The organism is Sphingomonas taxi, assembly GCF_000764535.1.
Lineage (GTDB): Bacteria > Pseudomonadota > Alphaproteobacteria > Sphingomonadales > Sphingomonadaceae > Sphingomonas > Sphingomonas taxi.
This window is the reverse complement of the sequence record NZ_CP009571.1, coordinates 1,650,435-1,670,953: the sequence shown is the minus strand read 5'-3', so window position 1 is coordinate 1,670,953 and position 20,519 is coordinate 1,650,435. Positions and strand designations below refer to the sequence as shown.

Here is a 20,519-nt window from a genome sequence, read left to right as displayed (position 1 = left end):
GCAGATGGCTGCCGGCGAGGGTTTCGGCGTCATGAACGAGTGGCGGAAGCTGTGGATGCAAAAAGGGCTCGCGAGTGGCCGACTCTGGGTCTCCGCAGCCGCTGAGCGGTCGACCGCCGCATGACCAATCTTGCCCGCTCACCGGTGCCAGGGGCTTTCCCGAAACTCATTGCTTTGGGAGGCTCCCGGCTTCCCGGTTCTCCGTCTCCAACTGTCCGTCTCGGGAAAGCGCATTCAGGAACAGATTTCGGGTAACTGCAACTCGCAGGCGTCCGTCAGCGCGATAGGCGCAGCCGGATTCTCTTCACAAGTTCCTGCGTGGGAAGGCACTCGCGGCAGCGGCGTGCCTAACGAAGTCGGCTGGGCCAACCTACACGCACGAGCGTTTCGTCAGGGCCGTTCAGCGCGAACTCGTACATTCCCCAAGGCTTATCGCTGACCCCGCCCGGCTCAATGATCTCGCCTGCAAAGGCGGCGGCTAAGGCGTATACGTCCTCGCGGTAGAGGTATAGTCCGAATGGGTTGCGCCCCGGCGTCAGCCAGCCGGCAACGGCAGGATTGAGGTGAATATCTCCTCCATGCCCGTCACTCAGCATCCGGTACTCGTCGGGACTTCCGCTGTCGCGCGTAAAGCCCAGACGCTCGAAAAAGCCCTGAGCCGCGTCGAGATCGTTGCACGGGAGGATCGCTGTCATACGCTGCTGCATTGGTCTGTCTCCACTGTGCTGCCGTCGCGGATCATCGGGTTGACTGCTTCCCGATAATACGCAATGCGTATGAAATGACAAGCGTAGACGATCGAGAGAGCGATGAGGCCAGGATCGTGCGAGCGGTACTTCGAATGGCGCGCCGGTTGCGCCGGCCCGCGTCGGACGGGGAAGTTACCGGCAGCGGCTTGGCGCTGCTCGCGTCGCTGCACCGGCAAGGCCCGATGAGTGCGGTAACGCTCGCGCGAGGTGAAGGCTTGCAGCCTCAATCCCTGAGCCGCTTGCTGGTCCGGTTGGAGGATGCCGCGCTGATCGAGCGCCCGACCGATCCTGCCGATCGCCGTCGTCAGCTAATTGCGCTGACCGATGGCGGTGCCACGGCTTTGCACCGGGCGATAGCTCGACGCCGGCAATGGCTGGCAGATGCCATGTCCAGCCAACTGAATGACGCCGACCGTCGGACGCTGCTCGCCGCGTCCGACGTGATGCTCCGGCTTGCCGGCGAGACGCAGGAGGACGACCATGAGTGAAGAGCCAAATCAGATCGCGGCCGAGCCCCAGCTTTTCGTGCCGGATTTGATCGCCGCCACTGCCTTTTACACCGATCGCCTCGGCTTCACGCTCATGTTCATGTACGGCGATCCGCCTTTCTACGTACAGGTCGGGCGTGGTGGGGCCTGCCTCAACCTGCGGCATACAAACGGCAACGTGTTTGCAGACGGCTTCCGCGATCGGGAAGCCGATGCGCTTTCGGCTACCGTAACCGTCCAGGGCATAGAGGCGCTAGCGCAGTCTTTCGATGTCGCCGGTGTCGAATGGCACCAACGCCTCAAGCGCGAGGCATGGGGCGCACGGACGCTCATCCTCCGCGATCCCGGCGGCAATCTCATAGCCTTTGCAGGGCGGGAAGAATGACCCTGCGGCGTCGGATCGTCATTGTCTCGGGCGCTCCGGGTGCCGGCAAGACGACGTTGGCGGTCCCGCTCGCGCAGCAGCTCGGCTTCGCGCTATTTTCCAAAGATCTTGTAAAGGAGACGCTTACCGACGCGCTGGGAGCTGGTGCAGGCAACCTTGCGACATCACGCCGGATCGGGGGTGCCGCTATGGAATTACTGTGGATGCTGGCGCGTCATACGACACAGGCGGTGCTCGAAGCCAATTTCCGTCCGCGAAGCGACTATGAGCGCGCCCAACTTAGCGCGTTGGAGGCGACTATCGCTGAGGTTTATTGCGATTGTGGCCCGATCGAGGCCGCCAGGCGCTTCCGGGATCGGGCTGCCATCGCCGGCCATCATGCCGCTCACCCGCTCAAGGAGATGCCGCCCGAGATGCTGGCGGAGTATAATAGGCCAGTCGGGATTGGAAATGTTATCCGGGTAGATACCCGCGTTACCGTCGATCTGGAGCTGGTCGCAGAGCAGGTTCTACGCGTATTTCGGTAAACCCGCCCAATCCCAAAAAAGCATCCTCAATCGGGAAGGCCGGCGCTGGCCGGGCAATGGCGATAGAAGGTGGATAGGCCAACTTGGAGCAGCTTCGCTATTTTGGTAGGCTTGTCCCCGGCTGCTAGGAGCTTGCGCGCAGTGTCGATCTTGTCGGGTGTCATTGCTGCTTTTCGGCCACCACCGGTGCCGCCCTTCGCGCGAGCTGCCGCCAAGCCCGCGATCGTACGCTCCTTCACCAGCTCACGTTCCATCTCTGCGACTGAAGCCAATATGTGGAAAAGGAGTCGCCCAGAAGGAGTGGCCGTGTCGAACCCATCGGTGAGAGATCGGAAGTCCACGTTGCGAGCGGACAGGCCCGCCGCTAGCTCGATGAGACCTCGGATCGAGCGGCCAAGCCGATCGAGCTTCCAAATCACGAGGGTGTCTCCTGCGCGTGCGAAATGGAGCGCTTCCGCCAAGCTCGGTCGATCGACTTTCACGCCGCTCGCTTTGTCGGTGAACAGTCTCTCACAACCGGCCTTTGCCAATGCGTCGAGTTGCAGCGATAAATCTTGGTCGGTCGTCGAAACACGGGCGTAACCGATCAGCATGGGTGCATCCTACGTTAGAGGGGCGACTCTTCGACTCCAGGACAAGGATGCGAGCCGCCCTCCGGCAGGCTATTTGAGCGGCAGGAACAGCTCCGCGACCGCATCATGCTCCGGTACCTCCGGGAAGAAGGCGATGCGCTGGCAGTAGAGCGGAAAGTCGCGTGCCTCCTCACCGCTTACGGGTAGCCAATCGCGATAGAGATACAGGGCGGCAGGCTCCAGATTGTCGGTATTGCCAACGACGCGCAGCACCGCACAGCGTCCGCCCGGGATGGTGCCGGCCTCGATCCGCTCGCCGTTCGCCTCGATGGGGCGATCGGTGCCGACGCACAGGTCCATGCGGTATTCTGCTGGAGGCGTCGTGCGCGGATCGGAGTGGAAGACGTTGAAGGTCGGGCTGACCCTGGGTGACAGCCCAGTCGCTTTGCGCCAAGCGATGAACCGCTGGATGGTCGCGCCGATCGTCGCCGGGTCGCCGCGATGCTCCATGATCGCGACGGATGTCGGCGCTTCGTCGCGGATCATTACGTCGTTGGTAGTGTAAGTGGTCTGCATGAGCTTGCTCCTCGCGTTGTCGAGAGGCCCTAAGGCCGCAAGCCACGGCTCCCAATCGGGAGCCTTCCTGAACGACGAGGGCGACTGCCCGACCCGTTGCCGAAAGGCACGGGCGAAGGCATCCGGGGCGTCGTAGCCGGCATCTATCGCTATGTCGGTGACGCTCTGCGCGTCCCTGTAGGCCAGCCGGTAGGATGCCCGCTTCATGCGGGCGAGCTGGACGTAGCGATGCACGGAAAGCCCGAAGGTCGCCGTGAACTGCCGGTGGAAGTGATATTTCGAGAAGGCGGCGACGCCGCTCACCGCATCCAGGTCTACATCGTCGTCCAGATGCCGGTCAATGTGATCCAGCACCCGCTGCATCCGGGCATGGTAGTTGTGAACCGCCGCCTTCATCGTCCTGTCCTCCGTGGCGGCGCCAGTTAGACGTACTTGGATTGGAGGCGCTCGACCGATTTTGCGGTTCTGCGTTCGGATCCATGCGTTCTCGCAAAGGCTGCTAATTGAGAACGCCCGAGCCGTCTCGCTTGCCGTTCGTTTACGGGAACGCAGAGGCAGGGTAAAACGATTGGCGCACGAACGCGTCGCGACATTTCGTAGTGGAGGCTGTCTTGAAGCGTCTGGCCGTTTATTCCGCAGCTACAATCGTCGGCCTGATTACGGCCGCAGGGATGGCCGCTCCAACAGCGCCTTCCGGGGTCGCGGCCTTCATCCGGGATCACAAGCTGACGCGCTACACCGTCGCGTTGGCGGACCTGGACAGGGACAAGAAGCCGGAGGCGCTGATCTACGCAATGGCCACGTCCGAAGGTGGCGGCCAAGCCGACCTTTGTGGCAGCGGGGGATGCGACCTTTACGTGCTGGCCATGACGCCGACCGGCTACCGGGAAATCACCGATATCTCCGTCGCCCGACCCCCCGTGCGCGTTCTGCCGACAACTACGCATGGGTGGCGTGATCTGGGAGTAATGGTCGCTGGTGGAGGCATCGTTCGCGGATATGAGGCGCGCTTGCGCTATGACGGGCATGGCTACCCGAATAATCCGACTGTTTCACCGGCTGTGAGGCTGCAAGCTATCGCCGGGAAACAGATCATAGGGGAGGATGCCGGTCAGATGACCGACACTTCCAGCACGGCGATCAAGCATGGCGCGGCGGTCCCCGGTGTCGATGAGGAGGGCCTGGACGGGTCCATTGGCCCGTATGGCGTCGGCGCGCACATGACGGTGAGGAACCACACCGAGTTCGTCGCCGGCCACTACTTCTACGCACGGAACCCCATCGACATAGGACTCACCGGCGGGATGGATGGGGATCATCTTGTCCTGCATGGTGATGACGGATCAACGTTTAATCTACACTTCGAGACCGTCAGCCCGGCATCAAAACCGCCTCTGACATTCTATAATTCTACGTCGCTTGTGGGAACATGGACGAAGGGCACAACGACGCTGCCGGTAACGCTCGGAATGAATCTCATTGGTGGGCCGCAAGGGGCCAGCCGGTACGAGGATGTGACGAAGGAATCGGCGAACGTGTTCGAGGCAAGAGCGCGACAATTCATAGACGGCGCGCTTTCCGGCAACAAAACTGAAGCGGCATCGGCGACTTCATTTCCCTTGAACATCGGTAGCCGCCGGGGTCTCGTCCGCACCAGGCAAGAGCTGTTCCGACGCTGGGATGAGATATTTACCCCATGCCTCCTGTCACGTTTGAAGCTGGCCGTTCCGCATGAGATGTTCGTTCATGACGGATTGGCGATGGTGTCGAACGGAACGGTGTGGTTCGACGCGAAGGGCGCGACGAGCATCGACACGCCAAACTGCAAGCGGGTGTCATAATATCGGCAAGGTGTCAGCTTAGGCGCTTCTCGAAACACGATCCTTTTTGGGAAAGCTGGCGGGGCAGCGGGCAGTGCTGAGGCTCGGCACCTCCTCCGCTGCCAACATGAATGAATGGCAGAAGGTTGAGAGCTGAAAAGAGGCCGCAAATGACCGGATGTGGGTCGTCGAGGACGGTATCGTCTGCTGTACTTTCTTGGTGCAGAGCCTGCCGCCCGTCGAGGTCTTAGACGGGCGGCGCCTACAAGCCAGCTGGCAATCATGCTGATTAGTTCGGGAAGTGAATCCCACAAAGCTTGTTGCCGTCGGGATCGCGAAAATAGGCGAGTTCGATCGTACCCATCGACGCCGTCTCGCGCGGGCCGGGCGGGGCTTCGATCGAGGTGCCGCCATTGGCCACTGCGGTATCGTGCAGTTGCTTTACCTGCTCGGGTGACTTGCACGAAAAGGCGACGGTGCTGCCGTTCGCAATGGTCGCAGGTTCATCGTTGATCGGCTGGCTGACGATGAAGTTCGTCCCGTTGCCATCATTGTAGATGAGCCGGGTATGGCCGCTGTTGGCGATATTACGCGTCGGTTCGCCGACGCCGAGCGTGCCGAGCACGGTATCGTAAAAGTGCTTCGACCGTTCGATGTCGTTCGATCCGACCATGGTGTGAAACAGCACATTCGTTCTCCTGCGTAGGACGTTACCTGATGAACCGCGTGATGCCGGCGCTACGGGCGATCATCCAGTTCCGGAACACCGCTCTGCTTGTCGGCATAGGCGGCCAGGAAGGTCGGCCGGGTCTGCCACCGACGCCAGAGCGCGTCGAGATGTTCGAAGCGTTCGTCGAGCGGGGTGGCGTTGACGGGGTACTTGGAAAACGCGACCGCGGTGGCCAGCGTGATGTCCGAGAAGGTTGGCTGATCCCCGCCCAGCAGCCACGCGCGCCCGTCCGATAGATGCCGGTCGACCAGCGCCGCATGCGCCAGCGCCACCTTGCGCGAATGCTCGCCCCATGCGGGGTTGTGCGTCAGCTCCAGCTTGGGACCGAGACCCTGGTGCAGGACGTGGAACGCGGTGACGATGGGGTAGAGGATGTGGACCCAGACCCGGTTGTCCCACATCTGGTCCTGGCCACGCTCGTGCGCCGTCTCGCCCATGATCTTGCGGCCCTCGAAAGTGTCGTCGAGGTAACGCGCGATGGCGGACGTCTCGCTGAGGAACGACCCGTCCGCCAGCGCCAGCGTCGGCGTTTCGCCCCAGGGATTCATCCTCAGGTGCCGCCATCCGCGCTGCTCGCCGACGGGCGACATGTCGTACACCGTTTCGGCGAACCGGTCGGCGATACCCTTCTCGTGCAGGAAGATGCGCAGACGCTGCGGATTGGGGAAGGCGGAAGGGGAGGTGAAGAGCGCCAGCTTGTCGGCCATCGGAGATCTCGCTTTCGTCAATCATGTCACCTGTCTGCCAGATGGCAGGGTCCTGAATGCGCCTGCGATCTTGCGGTGTCAACCCCTGCCTGCCATATGGCAGGTGGAGGTGACGCGATGGCAGTGACGATGAAGGAGAACGCGCGGGAGGCGATCCTGCTGGCCGCACGCGAGGCGGCGATGACGCGCGGCTATGGCGGCATCAACTTCCGCGAACTTGCAGCGGCGGTCGGCATCAAGGCGGCGAGCATCAACTACCACTTTGCCAACAAGGCTCTGCTCGGCGAGGCGGTGGCGCGTCGTTACTGGGAGGATATCGCCCGAGTTCTCGAGGCGATCTCGACCGACGCGAAGGATGCCATGGACGCGTTAAGGCACTACCCTAACATCTTTCGCGCGTCCCTAGAGCGCGACAATCGGATGTGTCTCAGCAGCTTCATGGCGACTGAGCATGAAGTGCTGCCCCAGCCGGTTTTGAAGGAGGTTCAGGCGTTCGCCGACGTCAACGAGGCATGGCTTAGCAAACAGCTCGCTGCCGCGGGAATTGGATCGCCGGAAAACGTCGAGGCTCGGGCGAGCGCGATCTATGCGGCAGTTGCCGGCGCACAGATCATCGCACGCAGCAGGTCCGACATCGCCGTTTTCGATGCCCTGATCGAAAGCTATCGCGAGACGGGGCCGCTTCCTAGCTAGTTTCTTAGCTATCCTGCGTCGCGCAGCAGCACGCGCGCAGGCATGAACGAGTGGCCGGTTCGGGGATGGGCGGGATACGAGCTGAATGGCCGAAAATGGGTCTTCATTCGCTTGAAGAGGCTCTCCCTTCGAATGTCGCGGCTCTGATGCGGACGGTCAGGGCCAGTTCGTCGCGCGCGGTCAGAACTTTGCGGCGCACGTCGATCGGCAAGGCGGGGTGCGCATCGAGAAACCCGTCAACCACCTGGAGTGCCGCAGGATCGCGCTGGCCGCTGATGAATGCGTCGATCCAGGCAGGCAGGAAGAAAATCCGCCGGTTCTGGCGGATCCACTCCAGTCGGTCGAGCGCAGGGCGGAGGAATGGCAGGGTAAGAGCTGCCTCCTCGATCGTGTTGAACGCGCCAAGGCTTTCGCTTGCCCATGCCTCGTTGAGCGCGGCATCGTCGAAGTAACGGCTGAAGTAGGACGTTTTGACCGAGCGGTCAGGCGTGGCGGCGCGGGCGACGAACGCGTCCTTCACCGCCTCGCTTGATCGATCGAGCCGCTGCTCGGCGGCGAACAGCGCCGCGGCGTCGGGCGCACCAACGGCGATAAGGCGGCGGACGATCGCCCAGCGCGTCGGCTGGCGGACCGCGGCACCGAACAATGTTGCGCGGCCGGCGAGAAGGTCGTGCAACCGGGCGAGAGCAAGTGGCGTCCGCGCGGTCGCGATCAAACGATCGAGCGCATCCTTGCGCAGGCCGTAGCCGAGGGTGGGGTCGTCGATGCGGGCGAGCAGCGCCTGTTCCCACTGGGGCCGCAGCGGTGCGGACGCGTCGTCGGGCAGGTAGACGTCGAGCGCAGTCGCGCCACGCGACAGGATGGTGCGCGAAATCTGCTCGTCGATTTCGGCGGGCAGGTGATCGAGTAGCATGGCGATGTAACGCATCGGGGCGAAGCGGACATCGCGGACCGTGTCCCACACCGCGCTCCACAGCAGCGCGCGCAGCAGGGAATCCTTCACCGTGCTCACATTCTTGACGATCCAGGTGACGGTGCGGTCGTCGGGCAGAAACAGGCCATATCCCTGATCGTCGTCATTCGGCCAGACATAGTCCGGGACGGGGAGCCCCGCCGCCCCCGCGACGATGGCCTTGCCGCCGTCGAATGCTGCGTCGAGCACGACGTCCGCCCGGTCCCGATAGCCCAGCCGCACGCGCACCTTCATCGGCCATGCGCCGCCGCGGTCGCCGGGAAGTGATCGCACCGGTCGCTGGACGAGCGTCAGCGACCCAATCCTGTCGCCGGTCACCTCGATCTGCGTATCCACGCGCGGAAGGCCGGCGCGCAGCATATACTGGCTGCCGAAGGCGGTCAGATCGAACTCCGACGCGCGACCGACCGCGCCAAGCAAGTCCTGCCAGGTCGCGTTGCCATAAGCGTGGTCGCTCAGGAAGCGGTTGAGGCCGCGGCGGAACCCCGTCTCGCCGACTAGGAAAGCGAGCTGCTTGATGACCGCTGGTGCCTTGTTGTAGACGATCGGACCGTAATTGCTCTTTGCGGCATCGAGATTGTCTAGCGGCTGCCACAGCGCCTGCGTGCCGCTGGTGGCATCGGCCCGATAGGCGGGCGTCTTGGTCGACAGCAAGAAGGTGGTCCAGGCGTTACTGTCGGGCTGAAGCTCGGCCTGGATGCGCGCGGCCATGTAGGTCGAGAAACCCTCCTTCAGCCACAGGTCGTCGAACCAGCGCATCGTGACATCGTCGCCGAACCATTGATGGCTGATCTCGTGATAGATGGTGGCATCGCGGCCGACCCGCTGCGGCAGCGTCGGGGGTTCGCGGAAGATGAAGCGATCCTCGTTGTAGAAGACCGCGCCCACATGCTCCATGCCGCCGAACGGGAAGGCCGGCGCGAGCAGCAGGTCGAGCTTGGCGAAGGGGAAGGGGACGCCAAACCAGTCGCCGAGCCAGCGTACGGCAGCGCGGTTGGTCGCGATCTGCGCCTCGGCGTCAACCTCGGCACGACGCGAGGTCCGCGCGTACAGGTTGATCGGCCGCTCCCCCGCTGGTGCCGACGTCCAGTGCGTCCAGGGCCCGGCGGCAAAGGCGGCCAGATAGGTGGGTATCGGCTCGGTTTCAGCAAAGCGCCAACGCGTGACGCCGGTCGTCGGCTGTTGCGTGTCGAGCGGGCCGTTGGCTATCACCGTCCACGCTGGTGGCGCTGTCAGCGTCCAGCGAAACCGCGCCTTCAGATCGGGCTGGTCGAAACACGGGAATAGCAGGTTGGCGTCGGAGGGGACAAGTAACGTATAGAGATAGGTCTGGCCGTCCTTGTCGTCGTGATAGCGGATGATCGCCGCCCCCGATGCCGCAATCGGCGTTGCAAACCGCGCGGCGACCACGTTGGCGCCGGTCTTCAAGAGCGCTGCGGACAGGACGAGATGGCCGTCGACCCGCCCTGTGGTGGACAGCGGGCGATCGTTGACGGTCAAATCGGCCAACACCGGTCCGCGAAAGTCTAAGACCAGATCACTGCCGTTCTGCACACGATCGAAGCGTATCGTGACGGTGCCCGTTGCGGTGTCCGCCGCGGTCAGGTCGAGCGACAAGTCGTAGTGGATCGCTGAGATCTGCGCCGCGCGCCGCTGCGCGAGTTCGATCGAAATGCCCCGTCCGATGTCGCCATCCGCCGCCATGCCGGCGGCGAGGGCTTTTCCTGGGGTCCAAAACCCTATTGGGGCGAGCATCGCCGAGCGTAAAAGTGTGCGGCGCGTGTCGATGAAATGCAGTTCGGCCCCCTGTCGCGGTGGAGCGGCGATCCTAAGGCCATAGCGCGCCGCGTGTCGATTGATCGAACCGTCTCTTCTCAACCCCATCGCTGCTTCACGATTTTTTCGATGTCCGATATCGAGCTTTACCTTATCCGGCTTGAACATCCGCAACTTGGTCAGGTCGTGCCTAACAGGGGTCTGCCGTCAAGCGCGGCAAGCGTGCCAACGATGCCTCGGTCGATGATGGCGAGGAACACGCGCTTCGCTGCCTGTACATCGCCCGTACGGCTGAGCTCGGCGTGCGCGCGTAGGAACGCCGTGCTCCATGCCGAGGCGATCAGCCCGGCGGCCAAATAGGCGAGCATATCATCGTCCCAATCGGGGTGCTCTTTTTCAAAGAGGGCGGCCAAATCCTGAACGAAATGGTCGCGCATCTGGCGCCCGCGCGCCTTCAACGTCTCGCTGGCCAGTGCCGTCTCGACGAAGGCCTGCGTATGTTCGAATAGAGGAAAGGCCTCAGACGGCTGTTCAATCATCTGGTGGGCCAGTGCGCCCAGGGCTTCGATCGGCGAGGTTCCTGATGGGCGCGAACGGATCGTGTCAAACGCGAGATTGCGTGCCTCCTCTTCTCGATCGAAGAACATGTCCTCCTTGCGGGGAAAGTGATTGAACACCGTCATGCGCCCGACATCGGCAGCGTTCGCGATCTCGTCGATCGTCACCTGATCGAAACCACGCTCCATGAAGAGGCACGTCGCAGCGTCGGATATGGCTTGGCGGGTCGCCAGGCGCTTCCGGGTCCGACGGTCCATCTGCGCATCATTCGTTGTATTGCTCATCTAAGTATACCCGGTATATGTCTGTGACATATCCATGTTGGAGATGCCCTTATGGTTCCGTCAACCCGCAACACGCTTGAGCTTCTTCCCGATCGTGGTGCCGTCCTCATCAGCGGCGCAAGCTTTGCCGGTCTTGCAACCGCCTATGGGTTGAACCGGCTTGGCTATCGCGTCACCCTCATTGAGGCGGCGCAGGGATTACGGCGTGGTGGAACGCCCGTCGACATCGAGGGTGAGACGATCGATATCCTCAAGCGGATGGGCCTCGTTGACCGTGTCAGGGCCAGGGCGCTGCCGTCTCGCCGCTTTGCGTTCAAGAATGCGGATGACTCCACGTTGGGTTCCATGGGCGTGAGCGGGGATCAAGCCTCCGAGGTACGCTATGAAATCCATCGCGACGACCTCCTGGACATATTGTTCGATGCGGTGGCGGACGATGTCGAACTGCTATTTGGCCGGTCGATGACGGGGCTTGAAGAGCGCGGCGACGGGGTAGAAGTGACCCTGGACAATGGCGAGCGGCGTGACGTCGCGCTGGTCGTCGGGTGCGATGGCAACCGGTCGAACACGCGGCGGCTGGTGTTCGGTGGTGGCGATCAGTTCACCTACTTCATGGGCGGGTACTTCTTCCTGAAGGTCGTACCGGACACCGGGTTGCTCCCCGCCGATACGACAGAGGTTTTCCGGACGCCCGGGCGGATGGCGATGCTTAACGGCTATGATGATCGTACTGACATCGGCTTCGGTTTCCGTACGGAGAGCGAGATCGCATATGATTATCGCGATCGCGCGCAGCAGCACCAGTTGATCGAGGAACAGTTCGGCGAGCTGGGTTGGAAGGTGCCGGCCATGCTTGCATCCGTCGCCGGGGACGACGATTTCTATTTTGACCGGATCAATCAAATCCGGATGCCGTGCTGGTCTCGCGGGCGGGTCGTGTTGGTGGGGGATGCGGGGTATTGCGTCTCGCCGCTAGCGGGCCTCGGCGGTTCGATGGCCATCATCGGTGCCGGTCGTCTGGCATCCGCGCTGGAGCGCTATCCCGACAATCATGCGTCCGCGTTCCGTCATTATGAAGACGGGTTGCGGCCGTTCGTCGAAGAGATTCAGGAGCGTGCGGCCAGCGAAGGCATGTCGACCATGTGCCCGGCGGACGAGGCAGAGCTTGCCGAGCGTGATCGAGAGATCGCGGCAGGCGATATGGGTTGGTAGCCTGCTCGCCAGGCGGCGTGTAGCGCTCCGATCAATCGCGCGCGTGATTGGCTCGAACTCTCGCCGCCCACGGACGAGGTTGGCGCCGCTGATCATCTCCTCACAATTAAAAAACAGCCGGGGTCTGCGAGGCGGCCAGGGGCGGGAACGACCGCAATTGGGTCATGAGAGCGCCGGATCATGCCGAGGATGATATACTCGAAAGCACGAACTTAGTTCAGCTTATCGTCCGCTCGCGCCCATCTTCGGACGTTCCGGTGGGTAATTCGCACCCTGGAAAGCGGACGTCCGTTCATCACGATGAAGCGATGTCGGCCATTCCAGATCCTAAAGGCAAACGTTTTGCATCACATCGACGCGAAGGCGGCCTGACCGGTACCCAACCGCACCAACGGTGTTGACGGCATTCACAAAATGTTGTGTAAAGACAACGAATCGTAGTGATTCGGGGCTCGAATGAGATTATGCACAACAGGATTGCTGTCTTTCGCGCTGAGCATGGGTTGTCACGCCGGCAGCTTGCAGAGGCGGTGGACGTCAATCCGCAGACGATCGGCTACCTTGAGCGCGGCGACTACAAGCCAAGCCTCGAGTTGGCGCTGAAGGTCGCCGCGGTGTTCTCCGTACCGGTAGAGCTGCTCTTTTCGCTGACCCCGTTCGAAGCAATCGGCGCCAGCTTGCGGCGGATCGGAGTGGAACAATGAGCAACCGACAGCACCGTTTTCTAGCTTGGCTAGATCAGTCAGTGATGTGGACCGGCGTGCCTGCAATGGCTGCGGGCATGCAGCGCAAGCGGCATTTGCGCTGGCCGCCCGTGGTGGCGCTGGTCGTGGCGAGTGCAGGACTGTTTTGGTGCGTTGTGAATCCGGACCGCAGCTACTGGATCGGCTATGCGCTGATCATGGTGGGCTTCTTCATCGCCAACCTCATGCCAATCTGGGGTCCGCTGCGCCGCTTTAGCGAGCGCGCAGACGAATTCGAGCGGCAGCAGCGGCGCGACTCGTTCCTAGTCGGACTGGCGACGGTGGCGGTGGCGGCATTCGCAGGCATATGGCTAACCGTAGGCCTCCTCGCGATGCAAGTGTGGTCAGCCCTTGTCGCTCAACAAGAACTTACCGCATTCGCGTTTTACATGATGGCGCTGTTCAGCGCCGTGCCGACGCTTCACGCAAGCTGGCACACACGGCCGCTCAACGACGAGGACTAGCGTTCCGAAAAGCCGTTGGACCGCTCTCCCCACCAGATCACGACATTCGTCGGTGGATAGCCGGGGTAAGCTGGTCGGTCGCGCCGATGAACAAGCGTTCGAAGTTTGGAAGCGGGAAGAATGGGCTGAATGTCCACTTGTGGGTCAGCTCCGCTCGGGCAGGGCGGCTCTCAACCAACTCAAAACATTTAGCGTCGTTGCTTGAGCGTCATCCTTTGCCGAAACCCGGCCACCCGGAGGCGCTCGTACCCGCTTCGAAGCTGCTATTGGCTCAGGTGCCATAGAACGGCAAAAAAGTTGGGTTGTGGACCATCTATTCGCTTTCAGTTGAAGCTGTCGCGCATTGACGGCAGGAGGCTCAAAGCCTTTCTGGAACGGTGTGTAAGCTTCGTCATGTTGCCACAGGTTGGACGCCGTAGATCAGGCATAGCGACAGGCCGATGGTTTTCTCAATCTGCTTTGAAATACGTCGTTAGCAAATCTAACGCCAAGGGTGTGAGGGCTGGCCAATCAACGCGCCGGTCAAAGTCGTTTGTCTGTCGACTCATCAAACCTGCGGCCTCTAGCTCACTGATACGCCGTAGAGCGGTAGTTCTTGGCAAGCCGCTATGGGCGCAAGCATCCCCGACCGAAAACCGGCTACCCTGTGTCACGAACGCAAAGAGGAGAATGTTCCATGCACCGTGATCCAACGGGAATTGACGGAAGATTTCGTCTCGCCTTTGCAGCTTCTGTCGTTCACTCTCGGCTCTGCGTACAGCAAGCTGGGCATCATCATCCTGTCTCACAAATGCCGCATAGTCCGAAACGGACAAAATGCAAGAGCTTGGGAATGACGGTGTGATCCGGCATAATGCCTTTGCAGCATCGAAGGATCGTATGGGCGACCCAACTACCGCAGCGCGTCCCATCGCCTATTCGTATCAGCGCTTCAGCAGTCCGGCGCAGTGGTCGGGCGATAGCATTACCCGCCAGCATTTAATGGCTACGGAGTATGCTAAAGCGCACGATCTGCACCTCGACGAAAGCCTCACAATACGAGATCTTGGCGTGTCTGGCTTTCGTGGAAAGAACGCTGAGACCGGAGCGCTTGCCAAATTTCTACAAGCTGTGCGGAGCGAGCATGTGCCAAGTGGTAGCTTTTTGCTTATAGAGTGCCTTGATAGGCTAAGCCGTGCCCACATACTTATGGCACAAAGTCTGTTATCCCAATTGATACTGGCCGGGATTAATGTTGTATCGTTGGTAGATCGTCGCATTTATTCGACGGAAACGTTGGCGAAAGAGCCTATCTCCCTTCTATATGCATTGATCGTCTTCGCCCGAGCTAATGAAGAAAGCGCAATGAAGTCGGTGCGTGCTTGCGAGGCGTGGAAGAGGAAGCGCGAGACGCCTAAAGGGGACCTCATCACCAGCCATGTCCCTGACTGGCTTGTAGTGGATGCTGCTACAAAGAAGATCGCTCCGCATGAAGGCAGGGCAGCGTTACTGAAGCAGGTATTTGCGGCAGCGTTGAAAGGGCAATCTGCCGCCGAGATTGCAAAAGCGCTTAATGAAAGTGGGGTTCGGAGATGGCGGGGCGATCACCAGTGGAGTGGTCCTACCGTGTCCACCCTGTTGCGAAACCCCCGCGTGACCGGTGTGCTTCCCCTATTCGTCGCGAATGACGATACGCACGCTCGATACGCACGGCCAGCGAGGTTGATCGCCGGATATTTCCCGCAAGTGATAAAACCAGACAGGTTTTTAGCGGTACAAGAGATTTTACGTAAGCGTCGACGAGGTGGCAGTGTTGCTCGCAATAGCATCCTAGCCGACCTAATGCGCTGCGCGGAATGCGGCGCCGTGGTTCGTTACCAAGCCTTCGGTGCAAATGGTACGCCGGTGCTTCGATGCCAAGCAGCGTTAGTAAAGTATCAATGCACCTCCCCAGAGGTTGATTACAGCCTGCATGAGGGTAAATTCCTCAAAGCGTTGCGTGTTTGGCTGCGCACGATCGAGCCGAAAGCCGTTTATCATCACGAGAAGAAGGCGATACTCGCTGCGATCTTAGACCTTTATGAGGCGCAAAAAGCGGTGCAGGCCAACGCTATCACCGGCGGTGGAGGCATCAGCTACAATCGCTATCTCGTATTGGCGAAAGCAGAAGATCGGCTAGATTACCTCTTAGATTATGGTGTAACGAAGCTTACCTTGGATAGGGCTCAAAAGAGCAAAATTCTAGCTGCGATTGATGATGGCATCTCGTCGCCGGCCGAAAGGCGTGAACTCAACAGGTGGCTCAAAAAGACTTTTTCCGTAGCGGTTGTCGATACACGCAACTGCCTAGGGCAAATCCATACCGACTGCGACGTAGTCCTGTCATGGTAGGCACCTCTCATCCTATACCGGTGACAACGTTTGTCGGCCTGAAGGGGTGAAGCTGATCCGGTTTGTTGGCGATAGCTCGCAGTTCACGCCAGCAGGCTTTGCGCGGAGCGCGATGTTCCGATAGCCGACGCGGCGTGCCAGCAAAATCTACCGTCTTCCTCCCGTTCGCAGCCGCGTTCGTCGTCGCTCTTTTGTTTCTGGCGTAGGTAGGCCGTATCCGGTGCATGTCGTAGGCCGAGCTTCAGGATATTGCCGTCAGTCCCTTGCCTTGGCACAATCACATCGCGAAATTGGGGGGGGCTAATCTGTGCTCTGGATTTTAGTCGCCATTGCCAGTGAGCTGGACTTTGCTCCGCCCAGTCCTGTCAATCAGGCGGACTGGTTGACCGGCGTCGAGTATCCTGACGTGGCGATTTTCGCAGAGGCGTCAGGGCTGACCCAAGCAGACATATTCGTCGACAAATCTGGACGGCCGAAAGCCTGCTACGTCGTCGTTTCCAGCGGAGCGCCAGATCTTGACGGACAGACGTGCGCTGCTGCGATGCATCGTGGCAAGTTCAAGGCCGCGAATGATGAGGCCGGCGCGCCGATCGCGGGGATTTATCGATTTGGTGTCGCCTGGACGCTGCACGGCAAAAAGCCGGACACATATCCCGCTGACGTAACGCTCTATGTGGCAAAGCTACCAGGCAATCAGAAAAGCATATCGATGACGCTGCGGTACATCGTTGATGTCAAAGGCTACATTGAGAAATGTGCGCCTCTAGTATCCAGCGGCTTCCCCGCGTTTGACGTTGCCGCATGCCAAGCGATGTCCGCACGATACGTATTTGCACCCGCTCGCGACAAAGTAGGCAACGCCTGGCGTGTGGTGCGAACTCAAACCGTGGCGTTCGACATCGCGCCCCCGACAGACCGACGCTGAACGTTGCCGAGGTGACGTTTGCCAGGTGGCGGGTAGTCTGCGGTGCCTGTCGCCTACGCCGCTGTTCTGCCGCCCCGCTCCGCAGCGTCAACCAACACGCTGATCCTTAGCCATAGGCGCGACGGGCACCGCCACGGTATGTCACCCTTCATCCTAATTGATGCCCGTCGCTGAAAACCGATCAGCTCAACCCATTCGTCAGACCGGCTTTGCACCAGCTGTGCCGCACTTCGCGAACTTACCATTGGCGGATTTACAACGGATCGCTTTCGTCGGGGCCTTGTCCGGGCATTTGATGAACTTCCCCTTGGCATCGCGGCAGGGTGCCGCGACCGATGGTGCGGCGGTAGCGAGAAGGCCGACACTGATCGCAGCGAACACATGTTTGCGCATGAAACATCCTCCATTCGATTATCGGGACGTTCAAGCTGCATCCGCGCCAAGGCTGCGTCAATCGGGTCTGGCCCAAACTCCATTCTAGTGACGGGGACGGAGCAATTCCATTTCTATTGCGGCCAGGACCTCGCCTGTTTCTGATTACCGTGTCGACGTGATACACTGCTGGCTTAGTCATCAACTCGACCGTGCGCGCTCCTGAAGCGTCCGTGCGATCTGCTCCTCGGTGTCGACATGCTCTTCGATGACGCAGCGCAGATCAAGGCCGCTTATTTCATGCTCGGCTCTCACCGCCGCCTGCGCCAAGTTCAACCCATCCATCAATTCTCCCGATCCATCGGCAGCTTTGTAAGAATAGGGGGCATGATAACGGTATGCGCCTGTCGTCGCGACTACCCGGTTCTGCGCATCTACAATTGACGCTATCGCGTCGCGGGCGGTTCGATTGACGACGTTCATGATACTGGCAGCTTGCCCTTCGAAGTCATATTCCAAATAACACGCGCCAATCGTCTTTCCGTCAACGCGTACAGGTGCGACATACACCAAGACGCAACGGCCGTGAGACCAAGGGTTCTTCCAAACCTCGTCGGTAATCCAGTCGACTTCTGGCGGGGCAGACATGACACGCTGATACTGTACGTACCCTTTGAAGTTGACACCTTTGACGGCGGCGTTGTCGTGTGCGCACACGGCAACGTCGCCCTCTGCGTCCACCACAAAGGCATTTAGAAAATAGGGCGAGCATTCGAGCAACTTGCGGAGCCTGCTCAATGCTCGCGCTTCCGCCCGCGCCGATGATCGATTGAGCAGTAAGGCCTCGCAAACGCTGTAGTCTGTCGCAAGCATGCGAATATCAATTGATCGGTCGTAAAGCGTCCGAGCAAGGGTGTCAGCTATCGATTGTGCCAGATCTGTTAGGCGCCCACCCTCGATGTCTCGCGCCAGTTCATCCGCAATCGCGGAGCCGTGATGAAGGTATTCGAGGACTTCGTCGCGGAACTTGGTGGCCGATGACCGGGCGACGCCTGCCAGGCTTTTCACTTCCTGAGCGACAACGGAGAAACCCCGGCCTGCATCGCCCGCGCGCGCAGCCTCTATAGTGGCGTTAAGTGCTAATAGGTTGGTTTGTCCGGCTATTGCCTCTGCCTTCGTCGCGTGCGCAGTGACTTCGTTGCTGAGTGACTGCAACAATGAGCGGATCCGACGGGGCATGATCGACTTTCAGGAAGACTGAAAGAACCTACTGCTTGATCGTTAAATCACCGTTAGCCGGCAACTTGGGTTAGCCAGGGAAGACGCCGATAGCCCGGCTACGAAGCCGCGGGCGTTTCCAGCCTGACACGGACGGAGCCCATCCAAAAGCGGGTTGTAAAGTGCGGCGCGCCTCTCGCGCGGTCGGCTTGCCAGAGGGGCACTGAATCGCCACGCTGCGCAAATGACAACGAAGATCGACTCACATTACGGCAGAACTCAGTGAGCGAAGGCTCTGAGCTCAGCACAATCGAGCGTGCCTTTCAGCTAGCCCGAGCGGGTGCCTGCCATTCGGTAAACGACATTCGCGAGCGGCTGTTGCGGGAGGGACATGCGAACGTCTTGAGCCATATCTCCGGGATGAGCATCAAGAAGCAGCTCACCGCGATATTGGTCGCTCGTGGCGCAGGTCAGACTTTCGCCAACGACGATGACGATCTCGAGGCGTGAAGGTATAGGCTGATTGCATGTGCAACCGCGCCCGCCTGTCGAGCCAGCCAGAGACGCTGTTCGAGCGCTTCGGGGCGAGCTGGGCGCAGAACGTAACCCGGCCGAACAAGGACCCGGTCGAGCTGTTTCCGAAGAGCAAGGCGTTCATCATCCGCGAGGAGAGCGGCCGCCGTGCCGTAGACCTCATGCTGTGGGATGTCCTTGGCGGGGGCGCTGCGTGGCCGATGACTAACGTCCGCAACCTCGGCTTGCCACAATGGCGCCGCTTAGCGGCGGAACCGCATAATCGCTGCCTCATCCCGCTGACGGAGTTCTGCGAATGGACGCCCGACAAGCACAAGGTTGGCGACGGGCCGGTGATCAAGGGCGAGATGTGGTTCGATGTGCCGGACCAGCCGATGTTTGCTGTCGCCGGGTTCTGGCAGCAGACAGCGAAGGGATCGGGGTTCACGATGGTGACCTGAGATCCGAACGAGTTAATCTCCCCCATCCATCCCAAGGCGATGATAACGATCCTACATGAAGGGGACTGGGATCGGTGGCTGCGCGGCAGCTATGAGGATGTCCTCGCGCTGCAGCGGCCATATCCGGCCGAGAAGATGACTGTTCGCGGACCGGCGTTTCCAACGCGATCGCAACGCTGACGCTCAGAAACGCGATGAACAAGCATCGCTCACCGCGGCGCAAGACGCTCCAGTGGAAGCGAATGTCCCGCGGGCGTCGAACCTGTAAGCTGCGGATCGAGTTCACCGGCGTTGATCGCCGCTTCGAACGCATCAAGCACCTCCGGGAGCTCTTCAACCTTCCAGAACGTCACCGCCTGCCCACCTATGACCATGGGCTGGCAATCGGGACGCGTAGGTGTGAATGCCACGCGTCCTGCGTCGTCAGCGGCAAGCCACTGCCCGCCGGACTGTGTGGACTGATTCATGTCAAACGCGGTTCGAGCCTGATGGAGCTTGTCGAGCAACGCTGATCGCTCTGCGGCCGGATCGACCGGATCAGCGGCGACCGCAGCAACGGAACCAGCAGCGCTGGCAGCGCCATCAATGAGATCCTTCAGTGACATATCCTGGCTCCGTGTCCGCGCGCATGATCGCACTGGGAAGGCTTAACGGTCTGCTAGCCACATCGGACCCGGCCGGGCTAACTATCCCGCTACGTAAGGATGCTGCGCACGGACGATGTCGACCGCTTGGCCGATAGCCTTCTTGTCGGCGGCTTTTCCCGACGGCGCGACCTGCCAATTCGAACGAACGTTCATCGCAATAGGTAGCTTCTCGACGACGCCGACCTTTTCCGCCCATGCCTCCTTCGTCCCTCCCGCAGCACCAGCCAGCAGCGTCGTCAGCAGGTCGCCAAGTTCGTCGGGCGTGTGGATGTAAGTCGCCATCGCTTCAGCATCCGCGCGCTACCTTAATAATTGCATCCCAGCTCGCATGTGCTGGCGATACGGGAGATCGGGTCGGATCAACTGGGTAACGAAGTGATTTCTTCTCCAACTCCCACCGCGTCACACGACGGAGCAGATAGTGCGCTTTTTCTTCCACACACAGACCGACGCTCGCCACACAGACACGGACGGCGCCGAGTATGGATCATATGCCGAGGCTCGAAAGGCAGCGATTCAAACCTGTGGTCAGATGATGCAGGATGCGCCGGAGATCTTTTGGGGATCTCGCCCGTGGAGTGTTACCGTCACCGACGAGACAGGATTGATCATGTGGGAGATCCATCTTGATGGGCAGTCAACGGCGGCTAGCAGGGGGCTAGAAGGCCAGACCAACTAGACCGGGTTCATCGGCTCCCCTCATCGTCCGCTAGGCTGAACGGGAACGCCTCGGTGATCGCAAAGGGGGGGCTCGCT

At 60.7% G+C, this 20,519-nt stretch carries 22 protein-coding genes and 1 pseudogene; 12 read left to right on the top strand and 11 right to left on the bottom strand.

Features of this window, described 5'->3' with window-relative positions:
* Positions 1-347 precede the first annotated feature (347 nt).
* The gene (locus MC45_RS07460; RefSeq protein ID WP_038661392.1) at positions 348-707 is read right to left on the bottom strand and encodes a VOC family protein; all 360 of its coding nucleotides are present in this window, start codon (positions 705-707) and stop codon (positions 348-350) included.
* Between the two features lie 188 nt (positions 708-895).
* Here MC45_RS07460 and MC45_RS07455 point away from each other — a divergent pair, with 188 nt between their 5' ends.
* From MC45_RS07455 to MC45_RS07445, 3 genes are read left to right on the top strand one after another with little or no spacing between them, the layout of a single operon-like run.
* Positions 896-1,237 carry a MarR family winged helix-turn-helix transcriptional regulator gene (locus MC45_RS07455; RefSeq protein WP_245640873.1) on the top strand — a complete coding sequence of 114 codons (342 nt, stop codon included), beginning with the start codon at positions 896-898 and terminating at the stop codon, positions 1,235-1,237.
* Positions 1,230-1,622: a glyoxalase superfamily protein gene (locus tag MC45_RS07450; protein WP_038661386.1), complete on the top strand. Its 393-nt coding sequence runs from the start codon at positions 1,230-1,232 to the stop codon at positions 1,620-1,622. The genes MC45_RS07455 and MC45_RS07450 overlap by 8 nt, the downstream gene beginning before the upstream one ends.
* Entirely contained in the window at positions 1,619-2,149 is a 531-nt protein-coding gene (locus tag MC45_RS07445) for a P-loop nucleotide/nucleoside kinase family protein (RefSeq protein WP_038661383.1), read from the top strand. Before MC45_RS07450 ends, MC45_RS07445 begins: the two co-directional genes overlap by 4 nt.
* A gap of 26 nt (positions 2,150-2,175) precedes the next feature.
* Here the strand turns inward: MC45_RS07445 and MC45_RS07440 are convergent, their stop codons facing one another.
* Both MC45_RS07440 and MC45_RS07435 read right to left on the bottom strand, forming a co-directional pair.
* Positions 2,176-2,742, bottom strand: coding sequence for a recombinase family protein (locus MC45_RS07440; protein WP_038661380.1), 567 nt, complete (start codon positions 2,740-2,742; stop codon positions 2,176-2,178).
* Between the two features lie 69 nt (positions 2,743-2,811).
* A complete protein-coding gene (locus tag MC45_RS07435) occupies positions 2,812-3,693 on the bottom strand; it encodes an AraC family transcriptional regulator (protein WP_038661376.1) in 882 nt (293 codons plus the stop codon).
* A 215-nt stretch (positions 3,694-3,908) separates the two neighbouring features.
* Between MC45_RS07435 and MC45_RS18595 the strand changes: the two genes are divergently transcribed.
* Positions 3,909-5,138: a hypothetical protein gene (locus MC45_RS18595; RefSeq protein WP_156143797.1), complete on the top strand. Its 1,230-nt coding sequence runs from the start codon at positions 3,909-3,911 to the stop codon at positions 5,136-5,138.
* A gap of 268 nt (positions 5,139-5,406) precedes the next feature.
* Here MC45_RS18595 and MC45_RS07425 read toward each other — a convergent pair whose 3' ends face one another.
* Both MC45_RS07425 and MC45_RS07420 read right to left on the bottom strand, forming a co-directional pair.
* Positions 5,407-5,805, bottom strand: coding sequence for a VOC family protein (locus tag MC45_RS07425; protein WP_038661373.1), 399 nt, complete (start codon positions 5,803-5,805; stop codon positions 5,407-5,409).
* Between the two features lie 50 nt (positions 5,806-5,855).
* Entirely contained in the window at positions 5,856-6,554 is a 699-nt protein-coding gene (locus MC45_RS07420; protein WP_038661370.1) for a glutathione S-transferase family protein, read from the bottom strand.
* Between the two features lie 117 nt (positions 6,555-6,671).
* Between MC45_RS07420 and MC45_RS07415 the strand changes: the two genes are divergently transcribed.
* Positions 6,672-7,247 carry a TetR/AcrR family transcriptional regulator gene (locus MC45_RS07415; protein ID WP_245640872.1) on the top strand — a complete coding sequence of 192 codons (576 nt, stop codon included), beginning with the start codon at positions 6,672-6,674 and terminating at the stop codon, positions 7,245-7,247.
* Between the two features lie 103 nt (positions 7,248-7,350).
* Here MC45_RS07415 and MC45_RS07410 read toward each other — a convergent pair whose 3' ends face one another.
* Both MC45_RS07410 and MC45_RS07405 read right to left on the bottom strand, forming a co-directional pair.
* Positions 7,351-10,164, bottom strand: a complete 2,814-nt coding sequence (locus tag MC45_RS07410; RefSeq protein WP_245640871.1) for a M1 family metallopeptidase — start codon at positions 10,162-10,164, stop codon at positions 7,351-7,353.
* An 11-nt stretch (positions 10,165-10,175) separates the two neighbouring features.
* A complete protein-coding gene (locus MC45_RS07405; protein WP_038661363.1) occupies positions 10,176-10,838 on the bottom strand; it encodes a TetR/AcrR family transcriptional regulator in 663 nt (220 codons plus the stop codon).
* A gap of 51 nt (positions 10,839-10,889) precedes the next feature.
* On the opposite strand from MC45_RS07405, the gene MC45_RS07400 reads away from it, so the two are divergent.
* The 5 genes from MC45_RS07400 to MC45_RS18860 all read left to right on the top strand — a co-directional run bounded on the left by MC45_RS07400 (position 10,890) and on the right by MC45_RS18860 (position 16,552).
* Positions 10,890-12,050: an FAD-dependent monooxygenase gene (locus MC45_RS07400; protein ID WP_038661360.1), complete on the top strand. Its 1,161-nt coding sequence runs from the start codon at positions 10,890-10,892 to the stop codon at positions 12,048-12,050.
* A 464-nt stretch (positions 12,051-12,514) separates the two neighbouring features.
* Positions 12,515-12,754 (top strand): helix-turn-helix transcriptional regulator, encoded by a 240-nt coding sequence (locus MC45_RS07395; RefSeq protein WP_038661358.1) that lies wholly within the window; start codon positions 12,515-12,517, stop codon positions 12,752-12,754.
* A complete protein-coding gene (locus MC45_RS07390) occupies positions 12,751-13,257 on the top strand; it encodes a hypothetical protein (protein WP_156143795.1) in 507 nt (168 codons plus the stop codon). The genes MC45_RS07395 and MC45_RS07390 overlap by 4 nt, the downstream gene beginning before the upstream one ends.
* An 816-nt stretch (positions 13,258-14,073) precedes the next feature.
* The gene (locus MC45_RS18865) at positions 14,074-15,627 is read left to right on the top strand and encodes a recombinase family protein (protein WP_081974378.1); all 1,554 of its coding nucleotides are present in this window, start codon (positions 14,074-14,076) and stop codon (positions 15,625-15,627) included.
* 307 nt (positions 15,628-15,934) lie between these two features.
* On the top strand, positions 15,935-16,552 hold the full coding sequence (locus tag MC45_RS18860; RefSeq protein WP_081974377.1) for an energy transducer TonB: 618 nt from the start codon (positions 15,935-15,937) through the stop codon (positions 16,550-16,552).
* Positions 16,553-16,750: 198 nt separating this feature from the next.
* Here MC45_RS18860 and MC45_RS18585 read toward each other — a convergent pair whose 3' ends face one another.
* Both MC45_RS18585 and MC45_RS19920 read right to left on the bottom strand, forming a co-directional pair.
* Positions 16,751-16,945 (bottom strand): hypothetical protein, encoded by a 195-nt coding sequence (locus MC45_RS18585; protein ID WP_052075559.1) that lies wholly within the window; start codon positions 16,943-16,945, stop codon positions 16,751-16,753.
* A gap of 180 nt (positions 16,946-17,125) precedes the next feature.
* Positions 17,126-18,163, bottom strand: coding sequence for a methyl-accepting chemotaxis protein (locus tag MC45_RS19920; RefSeq protein WP_038661352.1), 1,038 nt, complete (start codon positions 18,161-18,163; stop codon positions 17,126-17,128).
* Between the two features lie 506 nt (positions 18,164-18,669).
* Here MC45_RS19920 and MC45_RS07370 point away from each other — a divergent pair.
* Positions 18,670-19,296 (top strand): annotated as a pseudogene (locus tag MC45_RS07370) (SOS response-associated peptidase family protein).
* 29 nt (positions 19,297-19,325) lie between these two features.
* Here MC45_RS07370 and MC45_RS07365 read toward each other — a convergent pair.
* The gene (locus MC45_RS07365; protein ID WP_038661346.1) at positions 19,326-19,721 is read right to left on the bottom strand and encodes a hypothetical protein; all 396 of its coding nucleotides are present in this window, start codon (positions 19,719-19,721) and stop codon (positions 19,326-19,328) included.
* A gap of 81 nt (positions 19,722-19,802) precedes the next feature.
* Positions 19,803-20,045, bottom strand: a complete 243-nt coding sequence (locus tag MC45_RS07360) for a hypothetical protein (RefSeq protein ID WP_038661343.1) — start codon at positions 20,043-20,045, stop codon at positions 19,803-19,805.
* Between the two features lie 139 nt (positions 20,046-20,184).
* Here MC45_RS07360 and MC45_RS20050 point away from each other — a divergent pair, with 139 nt between their 5' ends.
* Complete coding sequence (locus MC45_RS20050) at positions 20,185-20,442, top strand: DUF6894 family protein (protein WP_425423998.1); 258 nt, start codon at positions 20,185-20,187, stop codon at positions 20,440-20,442.
* The last annotated feature ends 77 nt before the right edge of the window (positions 20,443-20,519 follow it).